The organism is Stutzerimonas sp. R40042 (genome assembly GCF_026642215.1).
Classification (GTDB): domain Bacteria; phylum Pseudomonadota; class Gammaproteobacteria; order Pseudomonadales; family Pseudomonadaceae; genus Stutzerimonas; species Stutzerimonas frequens.
This window is the reverse complement of sequence record NZ_CP113258.1, coordinates 1,077,262-1,099,964: the sequence shown is the minus strand read 5'-3', so window position 1 is coordinate 1,099,964 and position 22,703 is coordinate 1,077,262. Positions and strand designations below refer to the sequence as shown.

Sequence of the window (22,703 nt, the reverse complement as noted above, 5' to 3'; positions counted from 1 at the left end):
TTAAGAGAAAGAATCTTTCGGAATTAAAAACGCGCGTCACGAAAGTGAGATAGCGAAAGGAGGAGAGTCGATCTGTAAGCCGGGTTCTGTCGAGGACAGCCATTCCTCTACGACAGCCATCACTGACTGCCTTTAGCAACCTACCCGGATCCAGCGCGGGCCACGCCAATGGATCCCTATTTGGTCTTGCTCCAAGTGGGGTTTACCTAGCCACGGACTGTTACCAGCCGTGCGGTGCGCTCTTACCGCACCTTTTCACCCTTACCGGCGCCGAAGCGCTTAGGCGGTTATTTTCTGTGGCACTTTCCGTAGGCTCACGCCTCCCAGGCGTTACCTGGCACTTTGCCCTATGGAGCCCGGACTTTCCTCCCTCCCTTCTTGCCGGAACAAAAAGAGACAGCGACTGTCCGATCGACTCTCCGGGCGTCAGGGTATCGTCGCAGCCCCCGAGCTGCAAGCACAGCGGCGACTGCTATCTGCCCAAAACGTCGATTACTTGCGTTCCAAGGCCGCCTGATAGAGGAGATTCTTGCGCACCCCAGTGATTTCCGCCGCGATCGCCGCAGCCCGCTTCAACGGCATTTCAGCGAGAAGAAGATCCAGAATACGCAACGCATCGGCGCTGACAGCTTCCTCGCCCTGCGGCGCCTGCCAGCCCTCGACCAACAGTACGCATTCACCACGCTGCTGATTGCTGTCGGCCTCGACCCAGCTACGCAGCTGCCCCAGCGGCAACCCCTTCAGCGTCTCGAATGTCTTCGTCAACTCCCGCCCGAGCACGCCAGGGCGGGCCTCGCCGAACACGGCCTCGAAATCGCAGAGCGACTCGAGAATGCGATGCGGAGCCTCGTAGAAGATCAAGGTCCGGGGTTCCTCTTTAAGCGCCTCCAGCCGCGCACGACGCGCGACAGCCTTGGCCGGCAGGAACCCCTCGAAAACGAAGCGATCCGAAGGCAACCCCGCGGCCGAAAGCGCCGCAATCAGTGCGCACGCCCCGGGAACCGGAACCACAGCAACGCCGGCCGCACGAGCCTGACGCACCAGGTGATAACCCGGATCAGAAATCAGCGGCGTACCCGCATCCGATATCAGCGCTACATCTTCACCCGCCCGCAGCCGCCCGATGAAGCGTCCCCCTTCATCGCGCTCGTTATGCTCGTGGCAGGCTGCCAGCGGCGTCTGGATCCCGAAGTGCGCCAGCAAGCGCGACGAACGCCGAGTATCTTCCGCAGCAATCAACGCCACTTCACGCAACACTCGCAACGCACGAGCACTGATGTCCTCCAGATTGCCGATCGGTGTGGCTACGACATAAAGCGTACCCATGCCGGAATTCATACCATCACTGGCAGTCACAGGGCTTACCTCTGTCACGGAAATGCGCATTGTAGCCCGATTCGCCGCCGCAACATCGCGACCGCTTCGGTGCTTGGGTACAATCCGCCAACACCCGCCAGCGCACCCAGGAACGACATACCAATGGCCTGCTTACGCCCCTTTTTCTTCCTCTGTCTCGCCGCCGTCCTTGCGGCATGTTCGAGCACTCCCTCCTCCACGCTAGGCGAACTACCGCGCACTCCGCAGGCGACCACTCAGCAACTGCTGAACAAAGCAGACCAGAGCGACCCCGAACTGGCTGCCCAACTGCGCTTGGCGGCGGCAGATCAGAGCCTGCGGCAGGGTAATGCCGCCCAGGCTCGCAGCATCCTGGAGCAGGTTCAGCTGGAAACCCTCAAGCCCGCGCTACAGATATTCGCCCTCACGCTTCAGGCAGAGCTTGCCTTGGCCGCCAGCGAGCCACAGAAGGCCGAGCAGGCTTTCCAACACCCCGCCTTCGAGCGCCTTGCCGAGCTTCCCGTCGAGCAGCAGGTGCGCAGCCAACTGGCACGCGCCCAGGCTCTGGAGGCTAACGGCAAGCCAATAGCAGCTGCTCGCGAGCGAGTCTTCACCGCACCACTGCTGAGCGGCAAGCAGGCCCAGGCGAACCATGAAACCATCTGGAAGCTGGTTTCCGCCCTGCCCGAGACTCAGCTGCAAAGTGCTGCGAGCACCGACACCGACCTAGCAGGCTGGCAGACTCTCGCGTTATCGCTGAAGCGTGCCGGCACGGTCGCTCAACAACAGCGAGCAATCGACGACTGGGTTGCACAGAATCCGCAGCATCCGGCTGCACGACAGCTACCAGAGCCCTTGCAGAAGCTGCGCGAACTGGCAGACCAGCCACTGACCCACGTGGCACTACTGCTGCCAATGGACGGCCAGCTGGCTAGCGTCGCCCGCGCGCTGCGCGATGGCTTCCTCGCAGCACACCTGCACGCCCAGCAGGCCAGCCAGGAACTGCGCATCGAGCTGTACGACAGCACCCGCATCAGCTCCATCGACGACTTTTACCGTCAGGCTCAGGCAGCCGGGGTGCAACTTGTGGTCGGGCCACTTGAGAAGGATCTGGTACGCCAACTCGCCGAACGAGACCAGCTACCGATCACCACGCTGGCACTCAACTACAGCGATGCCGGACAACAAACGCCGCCCCAGCTGTTCCAGTTCGGCCTCGCTGCGGAAGACGAAGCCCGCGAGGTGGCCCGACGCGCCTGGGCTGACGGACATCGCCGGGCTATCGCACTGGCACCGCGCGGCGAGTGGGGCAATCGCATCCTAGAGGCATTCCGCCACAGCTGGCAGGAGGCCGGAGGGACTCTGGTCGCGGCCGAACCACTGGCCGAGCCGGTCCAACTGGCCAATCAGATCGCCGACCTGCTGCAGCTGCGCAATAGCGAAGAGCGCGCACGCCGCGTAGAGGGCACACTGGATGCGTCGGCCGCCAGCCGACCCACCCGTCGCCAGGACGTGGACTTCATTTTCCTCGCGGCCACCCCGCAACAGGCGCAGCAGGTACGGCCCACGCTGATCTTCCAGTACGCCGGCGACCTGCCGATCTATGCGACATCCCACCTGCATTCGGCCAGCCAGAATCACACCCAGTATCTTGACCTCGAGGGCATCCGTTTTGCCGAAACACCCTGGCTGCTGGACGAGCAGCTGCCGTTACGCCAGGAGGTCGAGCAAAAGTGGCCGCAGGCAGGCGGTAGCCTGGGCAGGCTGTACGCCATGGGAGCCGATGCATATCTGCTTGCACCTCGGCTGAACCAGCTATTGGCCCTGCCCGATACGCAGCTCGACGGACTTTCCGGCGTGCTGCAACTGAATGGCGATCAACGCATAGAGCGGCAGTTACCGTGGGCTCAGTTTCGCGACGGCAAGGTCGAGCGCCTGGATAACCAGCCACTATGAGCGATGCCCAGAGCAGCGGACGCTCTGCCGAAACACTCGCATTGCAGCACCTCTGCAACAGCGGGCTTCGCCTGCTCGCGCGCAACTGGTCCTGTCGCAGCGGCGAGCTTGATCTGGTCATGCTCGACGGCGATACAGTAGTATTTGTCGAGGTCCGCTACAGGCGGCATGCCGCCTGGGGTGGCGCCCTGGAAAGCGTCGACGCGCGCAAGCAACAGAAGCTGATCAAGACCGCCCAGCTGTTTCTGCAAAACGAAAGCCGCTGGGCCCGCAATCCCTGCCGTTTCGACGTGATCGCCATCGCACCAGCAGGCCAGACACAGGACCTGAACTGGATCCGTAACGCCTTTGATAGCTGAGCGACAATAAAGCAATTGCGCCACACCTAGCCGATCAGCTCCGAGAACCGCAAGCGCGTCGCCCGCAATCGCTGAGCACGCATACTGAAGGTCAACCACCGATGGACATGCAAACCCGAATTCGCCAGCTCTTCCAGGCCAGCATCGACACCAAGAAGCAGGCAATGGATGTGCTCGCGCCCAGCATCGAGCAAGCCGGCCAAGTCATGGTCAACGCCCTGCTGAGCGAAGGCAAGATACTCACCTGCGGCAACGGCGGCTCGGCCGGCGATGCGCAACATTTTTCGTCCGAGCTACTGAACCGTTTCGAGCGCGAGCGCCCAAGCCTGCCGGCAATCGCACTCACTACCGACAGCTCGACGATTACCTCGATTGCCAACGATTACAGCTATAACGAAGTCTTTTCCAAGCAGATCCGCGCACTGGGGCAACCAGGCGACGTACTGCTCGCCATCTCCACCAGCGGCAATTCCGCCAACGTCATCCAGGCCATCCAGGCCGCCCATGACCGGGAGATGACCGTCGTTGCGCTAACCGGACGAGACGGGGGCGGCATGGCCTCACTGCTGTTGCCGGAGGACGTCGAAATACGCGTGCCAGCCAAAATCACGGCACGCATCCAGGAAGTCCATCTGCTAGCTATCCATTGCCTCTGCGATCTGATCGACAATCAACTGTTCGGGAGTGAGGAATGAACCTGTTTCGCCTGTGCGCCATCACCCTAGGGCTGTGCCTGACCATCAGCGGTTGCAGCTCGGTGTTGACCGCCGCCCGTGACGAGCCGATAGCCGACGACCGTGGCACCCGTACAATCGGCAGCAAGATCGACGACTCACTGATCGAAACCAAGGCCTCGGTAAACATCGCCAAGGCGCACCCGGATCTGGACCAGGCGTCCCACATCGTCGTCGCCAGCTACAATGGCGTGGTCTTGCTGGCGGGGCAAACTCCACGAGCAGAACTGAAGCAAATGGCTGAGCAGGCTGCCAGCCAGGTACAGCGGGTCAAGCGCGTTCACAACGAACTGCAGGTCCTGCAGCCCTCATCCGCACTGGCCCGCAGCAACGACTCATGGCTCACGACCAAGATCAAGGCGCAGATGCTTGCCGACAATAGCGTGCCCGGCGCCCGGATCAAGGTCATCACCGAGAACGGCATCGTTTACCTGCTTGGCCTGGTGACCCGCCAGGAAGGCAATCGCGCCACCAATCTTGTGCAAGGCGTCTCGGGCGTTCAGCGGATCGTCAAGCTGTTCGAATACATCGATTGATCAGCCTTACGCCCGGACGGCAAATGCCGACCGGGCTTCCCCATCGCTTATTTGACGACCTTCAAGCTAGGTCGCGGGCCAGGGCGAGGAGCGCCACCTTCGCCAGCAGCGCCCTCCCCAGCCCCGCCATCATCAGGCGGGGCTGGCTCGATCTCGAAGACCATTCCCTGCCCGTTCTCCCTGGCGTAGATAGCCATCACCGCGGCAGACGGCACATTGAGCGAATGGGCCACGCCACCGAAGCGCCCTTCGAAGGTGATCACCTCGTTATCCATGTGCAGATGCCGCACGGCACTTGGCGCAACGTTCAGGACAATCTGTCCGTCGCTGGCGAATCCGGGGGGCACCCGAACCCCTGGATAATCGACGTTGACCAAAAGGTGTGGCGTACAGTCGTTGTCGACGATCCACTCATAGAGCGCTCTTACCAGATAGGGTCGGCTCGAATTCATGACGGCATCCTCTCTCAGCGCATGTTGCGCTCGGCGGCGGAAAGACTGGCCTGAAAGGCCTCGCGAGCAAAATTGCGCTCCATGTAATCGAGCAGCGGCTTGGCCGCTCGCGGCAAATCAACCCCGAGTCTGGGCAAACGCCAGAGGATAGGCAACAGGCAGCAGTCGACCAGGCTGAGCTCGTCACTCATGAAGTAAGGCATCTCGGCAAAGACCGGAGAGACCCCCGTCAGGCTTTCGCGCAGCTCCTTGCGAGCCTGCGCACGCTGCGACTCGGATACACGGACATCGAGAATGCGGTCGACCAGACTGCACCAGTCTCGCTGGATGCGATGCACCAGCAATCGGGTATTAGCTCTGGCGACGGGATAAACCGGCAGCAGCGGCGGATGCGGATAACGCTCCTCCAAATACTCCAGGATGACCCCCGCCTCATACAGAGCGAGATCCCGGTCAACGAGGGTCGGGACACTGGCGTAGGGATTCACCTCAACCAGCTTTTCAGGACACTGACCGGGCTTGACGTCAAGAATCTCAACGCCGACACCCTTTTCGGCAAGTACGAGACGAACTCGGTGGCAGTAATGGTCGGCGGGATCGGAGTAGCAGCTCAACCGGTTGGTTGCAGCCATAGGTCCTTCCTCACTCAATTATCTGGAGGCAGAAAAAACACGCGCGCCCATAGGGCGCGCGCAGGATACAGCGATAGCAGCAAAGCGCTTAGTGAATGTCTTTCCAGTACTCGCGCTTGAGTAGGTAGGCAAACACGAAGAACACCGCCAGGAACAACAGTACGTAGGTACCGATGCGCTGGCTCTCCAGCTTGACCGGATTGGCCGAATAGGCCAGGAAGGTCACCAGGTTCTTGATCTTCTCGTCGTACTCGGCTTCGGTAAGCGAACCGGTACCAGGCTCCACAACCATTTGATCACAAGCTTCTTCGGTAATCGGCGTACCAGTCAGGGGGTCGAACTGCTTGCGACCATCCTCGACAACCTGCACCTGCTTGCAGCCCACTACACGACGCCCTTGCAGCGGAGCCAGCACATGCGGCATACCCACGTTGGGGAACACAGTGTTGTTGACGCCATAAGGCCGCGCCGGATCTTCATAGAAGCTGCGCATGTAGGAGTACAGCCAGTCGTTGCCACGCACACGGGCCACCAGCGTCAGGTCAGGCGGAGCAGCACCAAACCAGACCTTGGCATCTTCAGGCTTCATGCCGATCTTCATGTGATCGCCAAACTTGGCATCGGTGAAGACGATGTTCTCCATCATCACTTCTTCTGGGATGCCGAGATCGATGGCCACGCGCTCATAGCGCTGATACTGGGCGCTGTGACAGCCCATGCAATAGTTTGCGAATGTCTTCAAACCATCTTGCATGGCGGCCTTGTCGGTCAGGTCCACTTCGACCTTGTCCAAGTGGACCTCGGTACCGGCAGCAAAGGCAAAGGCCGGCAGAATTGCAAGAATCAGTGCAGCAAATTGCTTTTTCATCAGCCATCCACCCTTTGCGGAACCACTTTGGTCTTCTCGAGCTTGGTGTAGAACGGCATCAGGATGAAGTACGCGAAGTAGATGCCGGTACAGATCCGAGCCAACAAAGTACGCTCAGGAGTCGGAGCCAATACGCCCAGCACGCCGAGAATGATGAAGGAGATGCAGAACGCCAGCAACGCGAGCTTGCTCATCCAGCCCTTGTACTTCATGGACTTGACCGGACTACGGTCGAGCCAAGGCAGAACGAACAGAACAGCGATGGCCGCGCCCATGGCTATGACGCCAAGCAGCTTGTCCGGCACCGCGCGCAGAATCGCGTAGAACGGTGTGAAGTACCAGACTGGAGCGATGTGCGCCGGCGTCTTGAAGGCGTTCGCCACTTCGAAGTTCGGCTTCTCCAGGAAGTAACCGCCCATCTCCGGGAAGAAGAACACGACAGCGCAGAAGACGAACAGGAACACCACCACACCCACGATGTCTTTCACGGTGTAGTACGGGTGGAACGGAATACCGTCGAGCGGCACACCGGCCTCGTCCTTGGTCTTCTTGATGTCCACGCCCATCGGGTTGTTCGAACCGACTTCGTGCAACGCCAGAATGTGCAACACCACCAGACCCAGAATCACGATTGGCAGAGCGATCACATGCAAGGCGAAGAAGCGGTTCAGTGTGATACCGGAGATAAGGTAATCACCGCGGATCCACTGAGTCAGATCGTCGCCGATGACCGGAATGGCACCGAACAGCGAAATGATCACCTGGGCCCCCCAGTAGGACATCTGGCCCCACGGCAGCAGATAGCCCATGAAGGCCTCAGCCATCAGCGCCAGGTAGATCATCATGCCGAAGATCCATACCAGCTCGCGCGGCTTCTGGTAGGAACCATAGAGCAGACCACGGAACATGTGCAGATAGACCACGACGAAGAACGCCGAAGCACCGGTCGAATGCAGGTAGCGGATGATCCAGCCGTACTCGACATCACGCATGATGTATTCGACGGAGGCAAAGGCGCCCTCGGCCGACGGCTCGAAGCTCATGGTCAGCCAGATACCAGTCAGGATCTGATTGACCAGCACCAGCAGCGCCAGCGAACCGAAGAAGTACAAGACGTTGAAGTTCTTGGGGGCGTAGTACTTAGAAAGATGGTCTTCCCACATCTTGGTGGCGGGGAAGCGGGCGTCAACCCATTCCATGAACTTGCTCATCAGGCGTTCTCCTGGTCCACACCGATGATGATCACATTATCGGTCTCGTACGAGTGCGGGGGCACCGGCAGGTTCAAGGGAGCTGGCTGCGCCTTATAGACGCGCCCGGCCATATCGTACTTCGAGCCGTGACAAGGGCAGAAATAGCCGCCCAACCAATCGGCACCGAGATCGGCTGCAGCCACCTCGGGGCGGAAAGACGGTGCACAACCCAGGTGGGTACAAAGCCCCACCACAACCAGAAGCTCCGGTTTGATGGCGCGGTTCTTCGGATCAACGTATGCGGGCTGATCAGAGGCCTTGGACTCGGGATCGGCTACCTCGGGGGCAACCTTTTCCAGATTCGCAAGAATCTCCTCGGTTCGACGCACGATAAATACCGGCTGACCGCGCCACTCGGCGACCATCTGCTGCCCCGGCTCGATCTTGCTGATATTTACCCTTACCGGCGCACCGGCAGCCTTGGCCTTGGCACTAGGGAACCACGATCCCACGAACGGGACCGCAGCACCTACCGCTCCTGCAGCACCCACCACCGAAGTGGCGGCCACAAGGAAGCGACGCCGGCCTGCATTCACGCCGTCATTGCTCATTCAGTCGTCTCCCATCAGCTTCTTATGGCCTGCTCAGGAGCAGGCATGTACCACGTAAAATTGGGCCGCGAAAAATTCGCCAAATGGTAAAGAAAAGGCCTCCTTATGACAAGGTAATAGCCTGTCACAATGCCTCTGCAACGCAGCCAAATCAGGGCTTTCGGCGCGCGACACGCTGTCGCACCAGTAGTGGAAGGGCAAAAAAAACGCCCAGCTCCTGAAGGAGACTGGGCGCTTCTTTTGAACAGCGCGAATTAGCGCTTGGAGTACTGCGGACGCTTGCGCGCTTTGCGCAGACCGACCTTCTTACGCTCCACCTCACGAGCATCGCGAGTAACGAAGCCAGCCTTGCGCAGCGGGCTGCGGAGGCTTTCGTCGTAAGAGATCAGGGCACGGGTGATACCGTGACGGATCGCGCCAGCCTGACCACTTACACCACCGCCAAGCACGGTGACATAGATATCGAACTTCTCGACAGTCTCGGTCAGCTCCAGCGGCTGACGAACAACCATGCGCGCAGTTTCGCGACCAAAGAAGTTGTCCAACTCACGGTTGTTGATGGAGATCTTGCCAGTACCCGGGCGCAGGAAAACGCGCGCGGTTGCAGTCTTGCGACGGCCAGTGCCGTAATTTTGAGTCGCCGACATAATGAACTATTCCGTTAAATCTTCAGTTCTTGGGGCTGCTGAGCGGTGTGCGGGTGGTTAGCACCCTTGTAAACCTTCAGCTTACGATACATGTCGCGACCCAGCGGATTCTTCGGCAGCATGCCTTTTACCGCAGTCTCGATCACACGCTCAGGCGCCCTAGCGATCAGCTTCTCGAAGTTGATCGACTTGATGCCACCCGGGAAACCGGAGTGAGAGTAGTACATCTTGTCGGTGGTCTTGGCACCAGTGACACGCACTTGCTCAGCATTGATAACGACGATGTAATCGCCAGTATCGACGTGAGGGGTGTATTCCGCCTTGTGCTTGCCGCGCAGACGGCTAGCGATTTCGGTTGCCAGACGACCCAGGGTCTGGCCGGCAGCGTCGACGACGAACCAGTCGCGCTTGACGGTTTCCGGTTTAGCAGTAAATGTCTTCATTCGTTATAGCCTCAGGGGCCGCCCTGAAAATAAGACGGCGAATCTTACTGAATGGTGCTCGCCCTGGCAAGGCCAAGGCAGCCGGAAACAGACGCTGTCGGGGGCTCGGGTCAGCGCGTCCGCCACGGCAATGGTTCGGCGGGCTAGGCATCCCCCACCTCGGTGTTGCGTCGACAGGCTAGGCATCCCCGGCGACAGGCTGCGGAATTATCCTGATAACCGGAAAAATAGCAACCGACTTTTACCTGAAGCACCGCCGCGTGCTCGCAGGGATCCATTTCTACTTTACAGCCGAGACCAGGCGCTACGCCGAGGGACCTGCCCGGCTCACCTGGAGCAGCTCAGCCCTTGAAATGACGCCACTGTCGCTGCACAACTTACGCAACACCGCGCGATCTCCGATAAGCTTCCGAAACGAGCACGATCCTCACGAGGCAACCCATGCAGCGACGCCCACTTGGCCGCACTGACTTGAAGGTGAGCTCGCTCTGCCTAGGCACCATGACCTGGGGAGAGCAGAATACCGAGGCCGATGCCCATGCACAGCTCGAGCGGGCGCAAGCGGCCGGAATCAACTTCCTGGACACCGCCGAAATGTATCCGGTGCCGCCACGACCCGATACCAGTGGACGCACCGAGTGCTATATCGGCAACTACTTCAGGAACCGGGGAAACCGGGCCGACTGGATCATCGCCAGCAAGATCGCCGGCCCGGGAAACGGCATCAGCCACATCCGTGACGGCCACCTGAAATTCAATCGCGATCATATCCGCACCGCGCTGGACAACAGCTTACGCCGGCTTCGGACAGACTGGATCGACCTGTACCAACTGCATTGGCCGGAGCGCAACACCAACTTTTTCGGCCAGCTGGGTTACCAGCATCGAGAGTCAGACTTCACACCGCTCGAAGAAGTACTGGACGCGCTTGACCAGGAAGTGAAAGCAGGCAGGATTCGTCACGTAGGGCTGTCCAACGAAACCCCGTGGGGAGCGATGAAATACTTGCAACTGGCCGAGGCGCGCGGCTTGCCTCGCGCAGTTTCGATTCAAAACCCTTACAACCTGCTGAACCGCAGCTATGAGATAGGGCTGGCAGAGATCAGCATTCGCGAGCACTGTGGCCTGCTTGCCTACTCCCCCCTCGCTTTCGGCATGCTGAGCGGCAAGTACGAACATGGCGCTCAACCAGCAGATGCACGCATCACCCGCTTTCAGCGCTTTGCCCGCTACAGCAATCCTCAAGCCCGAACCGCCTGCTCGAAATATGTCGCACTGGCGCGCGAGTATGGACTGGATCCAGCTCAGATGGCGCTCGCCTTCGTTACGGCGCAATCTTTCGTAACCAGCAACATCATCGGCGCGACCTCGCTCGAGCAGCTCGACTCAAACCTTCGCAGCTCGACGATCCGGCTGCCGGACGAAGTGATAGAGCGCATCGAAGCCATCCATGTCGAACAACCCAATCCAGCCCCCTGAACAGCAGCGGACTCGATACGAAGCAAAGGATCACCTGGATGATTGCCGCCCACCTGCTCGCCCCATCAAGCCTGCTCACCGGCTGGCTGATCTATGCATGCGCCCTCCTCTGGGCTGCATGGCGCGCACCTTGGGTCGAACTGTTTAGTGACACACGCCGGCAGCACCTGCTGTTCGGCGCAATGCTCGCCATATTTCTCCTCTGGTTGGTTCGGCGCGATTTCGATTCCGGGCTTTCATTTCATTTCATTGGCCTGACCGCCGTAACTCTGCTGCTGGATTGGCCACTGGCAATCATCGCCGCCTTGGCCGCACAGCTTGGCCTTGCGCTTACCGGACACCAGCACCTTGCCGCGCTAGGAATCAACGGCGTGCTGCTGGTGCTGATCCCGGTAGCGGTGACCGTGATATGCGCACGGCTGGTCGAGCGGGCGCAGCCGCGCAATCTTTTCGTTTACATCTTCTTCGCAGGGTTCTTTCCGGCCGCGCTAGCGGCGCTCGCATGCATTCTGGCCTCGCTGGGCATCCTTCTGCTCGACGGGCGCTTCCCGATGCCGCCCTGGCTGGAAGACTTTGCCGGCTACATCTGGCTGGTGATGTTCCCCGAGGCCTTTATCAACGGCACCGCCGTGACTGCACTTGTCGTCTTCTATCCCGACTGGCTGGAAAGTTTCAACCAGAGCCGCTACCTGCAGGCGCCCTGGAAGGATGAGAAGTAACGAGGAGTACGCCCTGCAGCAAGGTCAATGCTGGCGCCCGGGCAGATCGCCCGAGAACAGCTCATCTTCCAGTTCATTACCCGCAATGGCATGCTCCTCCGAAGCCCAAGCCCCCAGATCGATTAGCTTGCAACGCTCGGAGCAGAAGGGCCTATAGGGACTCTGCTCACCCCACTCCACCGGCGCCTTGCAGGTAGGACACTCAACCACGGTCGCAGTCATTCCCGACCTCCTCTCAACTGCAGATAAAAATGATGCAGGCGCTCAACCTCGGAGCGGAGCCAGCTAAGATCACGATCATTCACCAGCACATCATCAGCGTGCCGCAAACGCTCCTCACGCGCAGCCTGTACTTTCAGGATGGCGCGCACCTGCTCTTCGCTTACCTGATCACGCGCGACGGTACGTACGATCTGCAGTATCTCTGGCACATCCACAACCAATACGCGATCGACGGTACGGTACTGCCCTGACTCAATCAGCAGAGGCGAAACCATGATGGCATAGGGTGAATCTGCCCGAGCGAGGTGGTCGGCTATCTCGCTGCGTATCAACGGGTGCAGAAGCCGCTCAAGCCACTGCCGCTCTGCCGGATCGGCAAATATCCGCTCACGCAACGCGGCGCGATTCAATTCACCGGTAGGTAACAGAACGCCGTCGCCGAAATGCTGGGCGATCTGCAACAAAGCCGTACGCCCAGGCTCAACGACCCAGCGCGCGGCCTGATCGGCATCGACCGTATGCACACCGAAACTGGCAAACTGCTCGGCCACTGCGCTCTTGCCGCTGCCGATACCACCAGTCAATCCGAGAATCCAAGGCTTCATCGTCAGTTATACCCGAGCGAGAACAGGACGCGCAGTAGTAACCACTCGATGGCTGAAGTGCAAGCCTTGAACAGATGTGCATGCTGCGGCAAGCGGCGGGCGATCCCGCCACCCGCAAACCGCGGCGTCAAATCAGAAGCGGGCGAATTGCAGATAGCTCTCGGTGATCCTGTCACCCCAGAGAAGCGCGATCCACCCAGCGATCGCCAGATAAGGGCCAAAGGGAATGGGCGTGCCGCTTTCTGCACGCTGAACCTTCAAAAGAATGGAACCCAGCACCGCTCCGACCACTGACGACAACAGGATGGTAAGCGGCAATACCTGCCAGCCACCCCAGGCCCCAAGCATCGCCAACAGCTTGAAATCGCCGTAGCCCATGCCCTCTTTGCCGGTGGCGAGCTTGAAAAGCCAGTACACCGACCAAAGACTCAGATAACCCGTCACCGCCCCCCACAGCGCACTTTCCAGCGAAGTGAACAAGCCGAAGTGGTTAACGATCAACCCCAACCACAACAAGGGCAGTACGAGCGAGTCAGGCAACAACTGATGATCGACATCGATCATGCTCATCGCCAACAGACCCCAGGTCAGCAAAAGCATCATGGCGGCCTGCCAGGAAAAGCCGAAATGCCATGCCACATACCCGGAGAGCACACCGCATGCCAGCTCCACGAACGGGTAACGACAACTGATCGGCGCCTGGCAGGATGAACACTTGCCACGCAACAACAGCCAACTGATCAGCGGAACGTTTTCCCATGCGCGGATTCGATGAGCGCAATGCGGACAGCGTGAATTCGGTAGCAACAGGTTGAATCGTTCACCGACCGGTTCGCATGGCAGCTCAAGAAATTCTCTCGCCTGCACCCGCCATTCGCGCTGCATCATCACCGGCAACCGGTAGATGAGGACGTTTAGGAAACTGCCAACCAGCAGACCGAGCACTGCTGCAGACAAAACAAAGGCCAGCACATGGCTGGCCATAAGTTCGTAGATCATTACTTATCCGACCACACTACCCAACTGGAAGATCGGCAGATACATCGCGATGATCAAGCCACCGACCAGAACCCCGAGCACGGCCATGATCAGCGGTTCCATCAGGGTAGTAAGGTTATCCACCATGTTGTCGACCTCCGCCTCATAGAAACTGGCCAGTTTGTCGAGCATCTCGTCCAACGCACCGGACTCTTCGCCGATAGCGGTCATTTGAATAGCCATGGTGGGAAAAATGCCGGTCGTGCGCATGGAGAAATTGAGCTGCACACCAGACGATACGTCCGTACGGATTTTCGCTACTGCATTGCGGAACACGACGTTGCCCGTGGCACCTGCCACCGAGTCCAACGCATCAACCAAGGGCACACCAGCCGCGAATGTCGTGGACAATGTGCGAGCATATCGCGCAACTACAGACTTGTAGAGAATGTCACCAACGATCGGCAGCTTGAGCAAAAGGCGATCAAGAGAGTCACGAAACTTTTCCGACCGTTTATATGCATGCTTGAACAAAAAGGCGGCAATGAACAACGCAAAGAATACGATGTACCACCACTCCTGCAGCCAACGTGACAACTGCACCACCATCATGGTAAACGCTGGAAGTTCCGCACCGAAGCCTTGGAATACGCTCTCGAACTGCGGAACTACCTTAATCAAGAGAATCGCAGATACGATGATCGCCACCACGATAACCGCAATCGGATAGGTCATGGCCTTCTTGATCTTGGCCTTCAGCGCCTCGGTTTTTTCCTTGTAGGTTGCAACACGGTCCAGCAGCGTTTCGAGCGCACCGGACTGCTCTCCAGACTCGACCAAATTGCAATACAGGTCATCGAAATATTGCGGCTTCTTACGCAGCGAGCCAGCAAAGCTATTGCCTGCCGCCACTTCTTGCTTGATCTCATCGACCAGCTTGCGCATGTTTGGGTTATCGAAGCCCTCGCCGATGATGTCGAACGATTGCAGCAGCGGCACGCCCGCCTTCATCATGGTGGCCATTTGCCGAGTGAACAGTGCGATGTCCATCGGCTTGATTTTCTTGCCCGCCCCGAACAAGGAAACAGCCTTCTTGCGAACCTTCAGCGGATTGATACCCTGCTTGCGGAGCTGCGCCTTGATCAGTGCCGGGCTCTGGCCTGCCAGCTCCCCCTTGACCTTGCCACCTTTTCTGTCGGTGCCTTCCCAGGTGAACACACTGGTTTTCAACGCTTTTTCCGCCATGGTTAATCCTTGGTCACGCGGTTGACTTCTTCCAGGCTGGTGACGCCGTTCATGGCCTTGACCAGACCCGAAGTGCGCAGGTCATTGAACCCATCTCTACGCGCCTGCAAGGCGATATCGATGGAATTGCCTTCTTCCATGATAAGCCGCTGCAGGGCCGGCGTGATTTTAACCACTTCATAAATACCGACACGCCCCTTGTAGCCTCCCTTGCAGCTATCGCACCCCACCGGCCCGTAAAGCTTGAAGGAACCGATTCGCGCTTCAGGAAAACCTTCGCTGAGCAGAACATCTCGCGGCACATCGACTTCTTGCTTGCAGCTGGGGCACAGCTTACGAGCCAGCCGTTGAGCAATGATCAGGTTGACCGATGTGGCAATGTTGAATGCCGGCACCCCCATGTTGCGCAAGCGCGTAAGCGTTTCCGCAGCACTATTGGTATGCAGAGTCGACATCACCATGTGCCCGGTCTGCGCTGCCTTGATGGCAATCTCGGCGGTTTCGAGATCTCGAATCTCACCGACCATGATGATGTCCGGATCCTGGCGCAGGAACGCTCGAAGCGCCTGGGCAAAGTCCATGCCCTGCTTCGGATTTACGTTGACCTGATTGATACCTTCCAAATTGATCTCTACCGGATCCTCGGCAGTGGAGATATTCACATCTACCGTGTTGAGAATATTCAGGCCGGTATAAAGCGAGACAGTCTTGCCCGAGCCTGTCGGGCCGGTAACCAGAATCATCCCTTGCGGCTGCTTCAGCGCGCTTAGATAGAGCTCCTTCTGGTCATCCTCATACCCCAACGCATCAATACCCATCTTGGCACTGGAAGAATCCAAGATGCGCATAACGATCTTCTCGCCCCACAGAGTGGGTAGCGTATTCACGCGAAAATCGATCGACTTGGTGCTCGAGACCTTCATCTTGATCCGTCCGTCCTGCGGCTTGCGCCGCTCGGCGATATCCAGACTGGCCATTACTTTCAGACGCGCTGAGATACGGCTGACCAACTGGACCGGCGGGCGAGCAACCTCGTGCAACATGCCGTCCGTACGAAAGCGCACCCGATAGCTCTTTTCATAAGGCTCGAAGTGCAAATCGGACGAACCACCCTTAATCGCATCGAGCAGCATCTTGTTAACAAACCGTACCACTGGCGCATCATCCGCTTCGTTATGCGCCGCATCGTCCTCCTTGGCGTCGCCGGCCACTTCGATATCCAAGCCATCCAACTCGGAATCGTTCAACCCTTCAAGGGACGAGGTCGCCGACTCGAAGAACTTTTCGATGGCCTCACCGAGCTTGTCGTCCTCAACCAGCACAGCCTCAACGGAAAGCCCCGTATTGAACTGAATATCACTGATCGCCTGATGGTTGGTTGGATCGGACACCGCCACATAAAGCTTGTTGCCTCGTCGCTGCAACGGCAGAGCTCGGTGCTGGCGCACCAGCTTCTCGCTGACCAGTTCCTTCGGCTGGGTTTCTTTGTCCAGCGTCCCTAAATCAAAGAACGGAACACCAAACTGCTCACCGGCGATATCGACAAGCACCCGACTTTTGACCAGCTTGTTCTGCACCAACCAAGTCACCAAAGGCACTTGGTTACGCAAGGCTTGCTGCTGGGCCTGCTGTGCGATTTTTTCGTCGAGCTGGCCTAAGAGAACCAGCTGCCGGGCCAAGCCGCCAAGGGGCGCGTTTTCGTTCATTGGAGGAGTTCTGTCGAAACGGAAGACCGCCGCCTTATAACGCAGTTTCCTCGCCAAGCCAAACCAACACAAATACGGTGGCATTTTTTGTCACATGAAGACGAAAAGAGCACCAACCCCTCAGCACGCACCAGGCCACCCGTATGACAGGTAGGCACGGGAAAGCAAAGCGCTTATAAAAACCCCACCAAACGCTGCACGCCCCAGCCTGTAAGGATTGCACTGTCAATGACCCTCTTCGAGCACCCCAGCTAAAGGTGAACGAGTACACACCCCAGACGCAATGCAGAAACTTGCCCCACATCTGGCACGGATGGTGCTGCTACCACATCAGGTCCAACGACCTCACCAACAAAGGAGCTTTTCCATGAAGTCTATCAAGAAGCAAAAAGGTTTCACTCTCATTGAATTGATGATCGTAGTTGCAATCATCGGTATTCTGGCCGCGATCGCCATTCCGCAGTTCAATGAATATCGCGCCAAGGCCAACGACTCCACCGCTCAGGCTGATGCTAAAAACAGCATCAGCGTAATGACCGCTGCTCAACGCTAAACGCAGACTGAATCAAGAGGATAAAATTCATGAATATCAAAATTTCTGCACTGATTCTGGCCCTTAGCATGAGCGCAACTAGCGTTATGGCCGCAGGCACCGCCATTGAATCTGGTCAACCCATTACCGGCGGAGACACTGGCGACTGCGTGCTTTTGGGTGATAACGTAAGTCTGAACCTCTCCAAAGATGTCTACGGCGCTTATTCTTGCACCGAGGTAAGCAGCGCAATTAAAGTGGCGACCTGTCATAAATCAGGTAGTCGTAAGCCAACAAACGTATCTTGCGCCGTTACTGGTGAAGATGCCTCTGGCAATCCGACATACAACGACTCTAGTTGCGACGGCACCAGCGGACAGACATTCGAAATTACTGACTATCGTGCGTTTGTAGCAAACAGCCGCGGCGGCTCCGTTAGCGCGACCGACCTTGGCGGTGCCTGCAGCGATACGCAAGTAGGTGGCCTGAGCCACTTTAATGACTAATTAGTCACCAGGCTGGAGGGCACCCCCTCCAGCCTTACACTTCGTAGAACCTAGACTATGTCCAAAAGAAGCGAGGAGTCAGCCTTCACACTAATAGAAATTCTGTTAGTCCTGGGGATTATCTCAACACTCGTAGCAATCGCCACACCTCAGTATTACGACTACAAAAGCAGGAGCAATGATGCGCAAGCTCAAGCCGACGCCAAGAACTCAATCCAAATAATGACTGCCAATCTATCGCGCTGAGCCGACAATTAAGTTTTTGACTGGTTGCTCGCCCCCACCCTAAGCTCACCAACTGCAAAACGGTAGCATTAAGTGACCGTCCGTCTTTCATAGTCGACCGATATTATTCTCGCGATACTTCAAGATCAGGCAGATCAAACATAGGGACACTATTGCGGCAGTTGAAAATATTCCATGTCAATTTTATCTAGTATCTCGACCGGCCTACGCCTCTCTCTTCGCACAAACTTCCTCTGGCTGGCTAGCGGAACCCTAGTTGCATTAGCTTTAGCGACATCCCTATCTGCTCAATTTAGCGGCCGCCAACCAGCAACTGTAGCGCTTGATGTTGGCCTCTCGATGGTTCGCCTACTATTACCGCTTGTATTAACCTTAACAACCCAAGACTTACTATCTCGAGAGTTCGATCGACGCTATTTTCTTAATACACTTTCTTATCCACACTCACGACACAGCTTTTTACTTGGCCGCTTTTTAGCAACTGCAATATTAAGCCTAGGCTTATTAGTGCTACTCGCAGGCGCCCTTGCCCTACTTACATGGTCTACTGGAAAAGACTATGCACAGACCAACCCCATCTCGCTTGGCCCACCCTACATAATTACTATCACTTTTATTGGTCTAGACATCTTGCTGCTATCGGCATTAGCAACCTTTATAGCAGTTGTTGCCTCCACCCCCAGTTTCGTTCTACTCGGCACCATCGGTTTTATGCTGATTGCCCGCTCGTTCTCTTCCATCATCGAGCTGTTGATGCACAACAGCTACGTGGTCGAACAACCAGAAAGCTATCGCTCGAGCCTTACTATGCTGGGCTATTTGCTACCTGATCTCGGTGCATTAGATGTGAGAGAAATCGCGCTGTACGGCAAGATGCAGTTCCTGTCAGCAGACTGGGGCGCGCTAGTGATATCTACACTGGCCTACGTGATCGGCTTGCTCGCGCTGGCAACATGGGCACTCAATCGCAAGCACTTTTCCTGACATGAGCCAACGTCGCGCCCCACTGCTAGCATTACTAAGCTTTACCTTGTTTTTCGGCGCTGCATTCTGCCGTACCCAGCCTCCACAACAAATGGTGCCGCCGGTTGTAAAAGATCGAATTGTTATCTCTGCACCTATTTTGCTTGCGCTGTATGGCGGAGACCGTTTTCTGGCGGCAAATTTGGAGACCATGCGCCTCGCTACCACCGGAGTCAATGATCGGGGCACCGATATTGAGTATCTGATACGCGCCCAGAACGAGGTTGCCCGCCTCAATGCGTGCCACGAAGACAACTACTATCTAGCCAACGGCCTACTGACCTGGGGCGGCGCCGTAGAAGCAGGCAATCAGATACTCAGCGCAGCACTCAATTGCCGCTTCTGGGACGAATTTCCAGCCTTCTTCTATGGCATCAATCTCTCTTTCTTCCAGCACGACAATGAAGAGGCCGCGCGAGTGCTGGAGATTGGCGCCCAACGCTCGACACAGAACGCCGCCGCCATGCGCAAGCTTGCAATTATGCTGCGTACAGAGCAATTTGCCGACGAGCGCCTGGCCTTGAATTACCTTGCCCAGCAGCGCGACAGCGCTACCGATCCGAAATTGCGCGACATGCTGGATAAACGTGTCATCCGATTGCAGGGCCTAATCTATCTACGTGACGCTCAGCGGCGCTATGAGGCCGAGCACAGCCCCCTGGTCGACCTGCAGCAACTGATCACCCAGGGCATCATCGCCGAGCTGCCCGCCGACCCTCTGCGACTCGGCTATGAAGTTCGCAATGGTCGCATCGAATTGAAGAAACTGAAGATTGCCGGACTGGAGGAACAGCCTTGAGCGCTGCCGTTGAGTTTAAGGGTGTCAGCCATACCTTCAGGACTAAAGGCAAACAGGTACAGGCCGTTCGCGACGTGAGCTTCAGCCTGTGCGAAGGCGAAGTGTTCGGTTTTGTGGGCCCCAATGGCGCAGGCAAATCCACCACGATCAAGATAATGCTGGACATCATCAACGACTATCAGGGCCAGGTGAGGCTGTATGGGATCGACGCCCATCGTGCTGATGCCCGTCAGGGCTTGGCTTACGTACCCGAAGCACCAGCCCTGTACGATCAGTTCACCCCACTGGAAATTCTGCGCATGGGCTTGTCGATGTACGGCATCAAGCGCAGTGACGCCGATGCCTGGTGCATGCAATGGCTCGAGCGATTCTCCATTGCAGAGTACGCGAAGCGACGGATTCGCCAGCTCTCCAAAGGCAACGTACAGCGGACTGCGCTTGCCCACGCGATGGCCGTGGAGCCGCGACTGTTGATTCTCGACGAGCCGCTCTCAGGACTCGATCCTGTGGGCCGCAAAGACGTGGTCGACATCCTCAACGAGTACAAAAAGCAGGGCGGCGCGATTTTCTTTACCTCGCATGTACTGCACGACGTCGAGCGAATTGCTGATCGCTTCGGCTTCATTAATAAAGGCCAGCTGCTGACGGTCCGCTCCCCTCGAGAGCTCGCGGCGGAGCGGGCTGGTCATTTCACAATCCGATACCAAGCTGACCTCCCGCTCACGGCAGGCTGTACCGTTCTGCGCCCTGGGGAGTTCGAATGCGAGATTGAGCAATCCAGGCTGCCTGAACTTATCGCTCAGCTGAATAACACCAGCGGACATTTGCTCGCCCTTCAGCCGGCCGTCTCCTTGGAAACGGTATTCTTCCGAATTCTTGAAGAAGCCAACTAACCGCTCTGCAGCAAGCAGGTTTCTCTCGAACAAAAGAAAAGCCCCGCATCTGCGGGGCTTCCGCATCACCAAGCTATCTTTAGATAACGCCTCGATCGCGCAACAGACCCATCACCTGCCTAATGCCCTCTTCCAGGGACGTCATTTCGCTATCAACCACCAAGTCAGCACCCAGCGGCACATCGTACGGGAACGACTCGCCCGGAATATTATCCCCACCGGCCGCATACAATCCCTGCGGATCGCGCTGGCGGCAGGCTTGCGGGGAGGCCTGGACGTAGACGGTGATCAGACGTTCATCGCCGATCAACGCCTTGGCCTGTTCGCGACCTTCGGCGTCAGGGGCGACGAACGCGGCCAGGGTGATCAGCCCCGCTTCGTTGAACTGACGTGCGACATGGGCGGCGCGGCGCCAGTTTTCGGTGCGGCCGGCGCGGTCCTGCGGTAGGCCTTTGTTGAGGTCGAGGCGCAGGTTCTGGCCATCGAGTACATAGACCGCGCGCCCCATATCGAACAGCTTGCGCTCCACAGCATAGGCCAGGGTGCTCTTGCCGGCGCCGGACAGGCCGGTGAACAACACGGTCGCCGGCTGCTGGCCGAAGCGTGTGGCACGCTCGTCGGTAGAGACGTGGGCCAGGGCGCCATGATGACCACCCGAACCATGGGCAACCGGGTCGGCGATGATCATGCCGGCTCCGACGGTGCCATTGGTGAGGCGATCGATGACGATGAAGGCGCCAGTGGTGCGGTTCTGCTCGTAGCCATCCAGAGCGATCGACGCGTCCAGGCTGACCTTGACCTTGCCGATCTCGTTGAGCTGCAGGCTGCTCGCCGCGCCCTTCTCCAGCGTGTTCACATCTACCGTGTGAGTGATGCTGGCAATCGAGCCCGGCACATAGCTGGTGGCTCGCTTGATGTCGTACTTCTTGCCCGGCAGCATTGGCTCTTCGCCCATCCACACCAGCATTGCCTCGAAACCATCGGCGATACGCGGGCGGCTGTCGGCATGTACCAGCATGTCACCGCGTGACACGTCGATCTCGTCTTCCAGAGTCAGAGTAATGGCTTCGCCTGGCGTGGCCTGCTCCAGCTCGCCGTCGAGAGTGACGATGGATTTCACTCGACTGGTCTTGCCGGACGGCAGCACGGCGATCTCGTCACCCTTGCGCACGATGCCGCTGGCCAGGGTACCGGCGAAACCACGGAAGTTCAGGTTCGGGCGGTTGACGTACTGCACAGGGAAACGCAGATCATCGAAGTTACGGTCGCCAGCAATCTCGACACTCTCGAGAATCTCCATCAGCGACTGCCCCTGGTACCAGGGTGCGCGCTCGCTGCGATTGACCACGTTGTCGCCCTTGAGCGCGGACATCGGCACGAAGTGCAGCGACGATGGCTTGAGCTCGATGCGCTCGGCAAACGCCAGGTAGTCGGCCTTGATCTTCTCGAAGACGTCCTGATCGAAGTTCATCAGGTCCATCTTGTTGATGGCAACGACGATGTGCTTGATGCCCAGCAGCGAGGTGATGAAACTGTGGCGCTTGGTCTGAGTCTGCACGCCATAGCGGGCATCGACCAGGATGATCGCCAGGTCGCAGGTGGACGCGCCGGTGGCCATGTTGCGAGTGTACTGCTCGTGGCCGGGGGTATCGGCAATGATGAACTTGCGCTTTGCCGTGGAGAAATAACGGTAGGCCACATCGATGGTGATACCCTGCTCGCGCTCGGCCTGCAGGCCATCGACCAGCAGCGCCAGATCGACGTCCTCGCCAGTGGTACCGACCTTCTTCGAATCGCGGGTAATGGCCTCCAGATGATCCTCGTAGATCATCTTTGAGTCATGCAGCAGGCGGCCGATCAACGTGCTCTTGCCGTCGTCGACGTTGCCGCAGGTGAGGAAACGCAGGAGCTCCTTGCGCTCGTGCTGCGCCAGGTACGCGAGGATGTCCTGGCCGATCAAATCTGACTGATGAGACATGGTGCG

The 22,703-nt window shown here is 58.0% G+C and carries 26 protein-coding genes and 1 other RNA gene; 12 read left to right on the top strand and 15 right to left on the bottom strand.

The genetic code is table 11. The annotated features are described in order from the left end of the window. Window positions 1–59: 59 nt before the first annotated feature. An RNA gene (rnpB, locus tag OUY36_RS05150) (RNase P RNA component class A) lies at window positions 60–419 on the bottom strand. A gap of 73 nt (window positions 420–492) precedes the next feature. Further along, window positions 493–1,356, bottom strand: a complete 864-nt coding sequence (rsmI, locus tag OUY36_RS05145) for a 16S rRNA (cytidine(1402)-2'-O)-methyltransferase (protein ID WP_267937022.1) — start codon at window positions 1,354–1,356, stop codon at window positions 493–495. 123 nt (window positions 1,357–1,479) lie between these two features. Between rsmI and OUY36_RS05140 the strand changes: the two genes are divergently transcribed. The 4 genes from OUY36_RS05140 to OUY36_RS05125 all read left to right on the top strand — a co-directional run bounded on the left by OUY36_RS05140 (window position 1,480) and on the right by OUY36_RS05125 (window position 4,920). After that, the gene (locus tag OUY36_RS05140; RefSeq protein ID WP_156244362.1) at window positions 1,480–3,291 is read left to right on the top strand and encodes a penicillin-binding protein activator; all 1,812 of its coding nucleotides are present in this window, start codon (window positions 1,480–1,482) and stop codon (window positions 3,289–3,291) included. Further along, on the top strand, window positions 3,288–3,650 hold the full coding sequence (locus OUY36_RS05135; RefSeq protein ID WP_125868282.1) for a YraN family protein: 363 nt from the start codon (window positions 3,288–3,290) through the stop codon (window positions 3,648–3,650). The genes OUY36_RS05140 and OUY36_RS05135 overlap by 4 nt, the downstream gene beginning before the upstream one ends. A 101-nt stretch (window positions 3,651–3,751) precedes the next feature. Further along, the gene (locus OUY36_RS05130) at window positions 3,752–4,345 is read left to right on the top strand and encodes a phosphoheptose isomerase (protein WP_156244361.1); all 594 of its coding nucleotides are present in this window, start codon (window positions 3,752–3,754) and stop codon (window positions 4,343–4,345) included. After that, window positions 4,342–4,920: a BON domain-containing protein gene (locus tag OUY36_RS05125; RefSeq protein WP_110777972.1), complete on the top strand. Its 579-nt coding sequence runs from the start codon at window positions 4,342–4,344 to the stop codon at window positions 4,918–4,920. The genes OUY36_RS05130 and OUY36_RS05125 overlap by 4 nt, the downstream gene beginning before the upstream one ends. Window positions 4,921–4,967: 47 nt before the next feature. On the opposite strand, the gene OUY36_RS05120 is transcribed toward OUY36_RS05125, so the two are convergent. From OUY36_RS05120 to rplM, 7 genes are all read right to left on the bottom strand, one after another. Beyond that, complete coding sequence (locus OUY36_RS05120) at window positions 4,968–5,372, bottom strand: ClpXP protease specificity-enhancing factor (protein ID WP_267937020.1); 405 nt, start codon at window positions 5,370–5,372, stop codon at window positions 4,968–4,970. A 14-nt stretch (window positions 5,373–5,386) separates the two neighbouring features. Further along, window positions 5,387–6,004, bottom strand: a complete 618-nt coding sequence (locus OUY36_RS05115) for a glutathione S-transferase N-terminal domain-containing protein (protein WP_110777975.1) — start codon at window positions 6,002–6,004, stop codon at window positions 5,387–5,389. 88 nt (window positions 6,005–6,092) lie between these two features. Then, complete coding sequence (locus OUY36_RS05110) at window positions 6,093–6,872, bottom strand: cytochrome c1 (RefSeq protein WP_267937018.1); 780 nt, start codon at window positions 6,870–6,872, stop codon at window positions 6,093–6,095. Next, window positions 6,872–8,083: a cytochrome b gene (locus tag OUY36_RS05105; RefSeq protein WP_110777978.1), complete on the bottom strand. Its 1,212-nt coding sequence runs from the start codon at window positions 8,081–8,083 to the stop codon at window positions 6,872–6,874. The genes OUY36_RS05110 and OUY36_RS05105 overlap by 1 nt, the downstream gene beginning before the upstream one ends. Further along, on the bottom strand, window positions 8,083–8,676 hold the full coding sequence (gene petA, locus OUY36_RS05100) for a ubiquinol-cytochrome c reductase iron-sulfur subunit (protein WP_156244357.1): 594 nt from the start codon (window positions 8,674–8,676) through the stop codon (window positions 8,083–8,085). Before petA ends, OUY36_RS05105 begins: the two co-directional genes overlap by 1 nt. A 254-nt stretch (window positions 8,677–8,930) precedes the next feature. Further along, on the bottom strand, window positions 8,931–9,323 hold the full coding sequence (gene rpsI / locus OUY36_RS05095; protein ID WP_013981948.1) for a 30S ribosomal protein S9: 393 nt from the start codon (window positions 9,321–9,323) through the stop codon (window positions 8,931–8,933). A gap of 14 nt (window positions 9,324–9,337) precedes the next feature. Continuing rightward, window positions 9,338–9,766: a 50S ribosomal protein L13 gene (gene rplM, locus OUY36_RS05090; protein ID WP_063544471.1), complete on the bottom strand. Its 429-nt coding sequence runs from the start codon at window positions 9,764–9,766 to the stop codon at window positions 9,338–9,340. 441 nt (window positions 9,767–10,207) lie between these two features. Between rplM and OUY36_RS05085 the strand changes: the two genes are divergently transcribed. Beyond that, window positions 10,208–11,245 (top strand): NADP(H)-dependent aldo-keto reductase, encoded by a 1,038-nt coding sequence (locus OUY36_RS05085; protein WP_267937013.1) that lies wholly within the window; start codon window positions 10,208–10,210, stop codon window positions 11,243–11,245. Window positions 11,246–11,283: 38 nt separating this feature from the next. Further along, window positions 11,284–11,964, top strand: coding sequence for an energy-coupling factor ABC transporter permease (locus OUY36_RS05080; protein ID WP_102840589.1), 681 nt, complete (start codon window positions 11,284–11,286; stop codon window positions 11,962–11,964). 24 nt (window positions 11,965–11,988) lie between these two features. Here OUY36_RS05080 and yacG read toward each other — a convergent pair whose 3' ends face one another. The 5 genes from yacG to pilB form a co-directional block, all read right to left on the bottom strand. Further along, on the bottom strand, window positions 11,989–12,186 hold the full coding sequence (gene yacG, locus OUY36_RS05075) for a DNA gyrase inhibitor YacG (RefSeq protein ID WP_102840588.1): 198 nt from the start codon (window positions 12,184–12,186) through the stop codon (window positions 11,989–11,991). Next, entirely contained in the window at window positions 12,183–12,791 is a 609-nt protein-coding gene (coaE, locus tag OUY36_RS05070) for a dephospho-CoA kinase (protein ID WP_267937011.1), read from the bottom strand. The genes yacG and coaE overlap by 4 nt, the downstream gene beginning before the upstream one ends. A gap of 132 nt (window positions 12,792–12,923) precedes the next feature. Continuing rightward, complete coding sequence (locus OUY36_RS05065) at window positions 12,924–13,790, bottom strand: prepilin peptidase (protein WP_267937010.1); 867 nt, start codon at window positions 13,788–13,790, stop codon at window positions 12,924–12,926. Window positions 13,791–13,793: 3 nt separating this feature from the next. After that, window positions 13,794–15,014, bottom strand: a complete 1,221-nt coding sequence (locus tag OUY36_RS05060) for a type II secretion system F family protein (RefSeq protein WP_063544459.1) — start codon at window positions 15,012–15,014, stop codon at window positions 13,794–13,796. Between the two features lie 2 nt (window positions 15,015–15,016). Beyond that, on the bottom strand, window positions 15,017–16,720 hold the full coding sequence (gene pilB, locus OUY36_RS05055; protein WP_267937009.1) for a type IV-A pilus assembly ATPase PilB: 1,704 nt from the start codon (window positions 16,718–16,720) through the stop codon (window positions 15,017–15,019). Between the two features lie 367 nt (window positions 16,721–17,087). On the opposite strand from pilB, the gene OUY36_RS21985 reads away from it, so the two are divergent. The 6 genes from OUY36_RS21985 to OUY36_RS05030 all read left to right on the top strand — a co-directional run bounded on the left by OUY36_RS21985 (window position 17,088) and on the right by OUY36_RS05030 (window position 20,719). Next, the gene (locus OUY36_RS21985; RefSeq protein ID WP_272890827.1) at window positions 17,088–17,273 is read left to right on the top strand and encodes a type IV pilin protein; all 186 of its coding nucleotides are present in this window, start codon (window positions 17,088–17,090) and stop codon (window positions 17,271–17,273) included. Between the two features lie 29 nt (window positions 17,274–17,302). Then, window positions 17,303–17,758 (top strand): hypothetical protein, encoded by a 456-nt coding sequence (locus OUY36_RS05045; protein WP_267937008.1) that lies wholly within the window; start codon window positions 17,303–17,305, stop codon window positions 17,756–17,758. Between the two features lie 57 nt (window positions 17,759–17,815). Then, complete coding sequence (locus tag OUY36_RS22025; RefSeq protein WP_442807035.1) at window positions 17,816–18,004, top strand: type IV pilin protein; 189 nt, start codon at window positions 17,816–17,818, stop codon at window positions 18,002–18,004. Window positions 18,005–18,178: 174 nt separating this feature from the next. After that, window positions 18,179–18,988 carry an ABC transporter permease subunit gene (locus OUY36_RS05040; protein WP_267937007.1) on the top strand — a complete coding sequence of 270 codons (810 nt, stop codon included), beginning with the start codon at window positions 18,179–18,181 and terminating at the stop codon, window positions 18,986–18,988. Window position 18,989: 1 nt separating this feature from the next. After that, window positions 18,990–19,826, top strand: coding sequence for a hypothetical protein (locus OUY36_RS05035; protein WP_267937006.1), 837 nt, complete (start codon window positions 18,990–18,992; stop codon window positions 19,824–19,826). Next, complete coding sequence (locus tag OUY36_RS05030) at window positions 19,823–20,719, top strand: ABC transporter ATP-binding protein (RefSeq protein WP_267937005.1); 897 nt, start codon at window positions 19,823–19,825, stop codon at window positions 20,717–20,719. The genes OUY36_RS05035 and OUY36_RS05030 overlap by 4 nt, the downstream gene beginning before the upstream one ends. A gap of 79 nt (window positions 20,720–20,798) precedes the next feature. Here the strand turns inward: OUY36_RS05030 and cysN are convergent, their stop codons facing one another. After that, window positions 20,799–22,697, bottom strand: coding sequence for a sulfate adenylyltransferase subunit CysN (cysN, locus tag OUY36_RS05025; RefSeq protein ID WP_267937004.1), 1,899 nt, complete (start codon window positions 22,695–22,697; stop codon window positions 20,799–20,801). Window positions 22,698–22,703 lie beyond the last annotated feature (6 nt).

What these genes read in the sequence shown, in the direction of transcription:
- OUY36_RS05125 (WP_110777972.1), top strand. Translation starts at nt 4,342, where the DNA reads ATGAACCTGTTTCGCCTGTGCGCCATCACCCTAGGGCTGTGCCTGACC.
- rplM (WP_063544471.1), bottom strand. Translation starts at nt 9,766, where the DNA reads ATGAAGACATTTACTGCTAAACCGGAAACCGTCAAGCGCGACTGGTTC.
- OUY36_RS05115 (WP_110777975.1), bottom strand. Translation starts at nt 6,004, where the DNA reads ATGGCTGCAACCAACCGGTTGAGCTGCTACTCCGATCCCGCCGACCAT.
- OUY36_RS05130 (WP_156244361.1), top strand. Translation starts at nt 3,752, where the DNA reads ATGGACATGCAAACCCGAATTCGCCAGCTCTTCCAGGCCAGCATCGAC.
- rpsI (WP_013981948.1), bottom strand. Translation starts at nt 9,323, where the DNA reads ATGTCGGCGACTCAAAATTACGGCACTGGCCGTCGCAAGACTGCAACC.
- coaE (WP_267937011.1), bottom strand. Translation starts at nt 12,791, where the DNA reads ATGAAGCCTTGGATTCTCGGATTGACTGGTGGTATCGGCAGCGGCAAG.
- OUY36_RS05110 (WP_267937018.1), bottom strand. Translation starts at nt 6,872, where the DNA reads ATGAAAAAGCAATTTGCTGCACTGATTCTTGCAATTCTGCCGGCCTTT.
- OUY36_RS21985 (WP_272890827.1), top strand. Translation starts at nt 17,088, where the DNA reads ATGAAGTCTATCAAGAAGCAAAAAGGTTTCACTCTCATTGAATTGATG.
- yacG (WP_102840588.1), bottom strand. Translation starts at nt 12,186, where the DNA reads ATGACTGCGACCGTGGTTGAGTGTCCTACCTGCAAGGCGCCGGTGGAG.
- OUY36_RS05085 (WP_267937013.1), top strand. Translation starts at nt 10,208, where the DNA reads ATGCAGCGACGCCCACTTGGCCGCACTGACTTGAAGGTGAGCTCGCTC.
- OUY36_RS05105 (WP_110777978.1), bottom strand. Translation starts at nt 8,083, where the DNA reads ATGAGCAAGTTCATGGAATGGGTTGACGCCCGCTTCCCCGCCACCAAG.
- OUY36_RS05060 (WP_063544459.1), bottom strand. Translation starts at nt 15,014, where the DNA reads ATGGCGGAAAAAGCGTTGAAAACCAGTGTGTTCACCTGGGAAGGCACC.
- OUY36_RS05065 (WP_267937010.1), bottom strand. Translation starts at nt 13,790, where the DNA reads ATGATCTACGAACTTATGGCCAGCCATGTGCTGGCCTTTGTTTTGTCT.
- pilB (WP_267937009.1), bottom strand. Translation starts at nt 16,720, where the DNA reads ATGAACGAAAACGCGCCCCTTGGCGGCTTGGCCCGGCAGCTGGTTCTC.
- OUY36_RS22025 (WP_442807035.1), top strand. Translation starts at nt 17,816, where the DNA reads ATGTCCAAAAGAAGCGAGGAGTCAGCCTTCACACTAATAGAAATTCTG.
- OUY36_RS05120 (WP_267937020.1), bottom strand. Translation starts at nt 5,372, where the DNA reads ATGAATTCGAGCCGACCCTATCTGGTAAGAGCGCTCTATGAGTGGATC.
- OUY36_RS05080 (WP_102840589.1), top strand. Translation starts at nt 11,284, where the DNA reads ATGATTGCCGCCCACCTGCTCGCCCCATCAAGCCTGCTCACCGGCTGG.
- OUY36_RS05140 (WP_156244362.1), top strand. Translation starts at nt 1,480, where the DNA reads ATGGCCTGCTTACGCCCCTTTTTCTTCCTCTGTCTCGCCGCCGTCCTT.
- cysN (WP_267937004.1), bottom strand. Translation starts at nt 22,697, where the DNA reads ATGTCTCATCAGTCAGATTTGATCGGCCAGGACATCCTCGCGTACCTG.
- petA (WP_156244357.1), bottom strand. Translation starts at nt 8,676, where the DNA reads ATGAGCAATGACGGCGTGAATGCAGGCCGGCGTCGCTTCCTTGTGGCC.
- OUY36_RS05040 (WP_267937007.1), top strand. Translation starts at nt 18,179, where the DNA reads ATGTCAATTTTATCTAGTATCTCGACCGGCCTACGCCTCTCTCTTCGC.
- OUY36_RS05045 (WP_267937008.1), top strand. Translation starts at nt 17,303, where the DNA reads ATGAATATCAAAATTTCTGCACTGATTCTGGCCCTTAGCATGAGCGCA.
- OUY36_RS05135 (WP_125868282.1), top strand. Translation starts at nt 3,288, where the DNA reads ATGAGCGATGCCCAGAGCAGCGGACGCTCTGCCGAAACACTCGCATTG.
- OUY36_RS05035 (WP_267937006.1), top strand. Translation starts at nt 18,990, where the DNA reads ATGAGCCAACGTCGCGCCCCACTGCTAGCATTACTAAGCTTTACCTTG.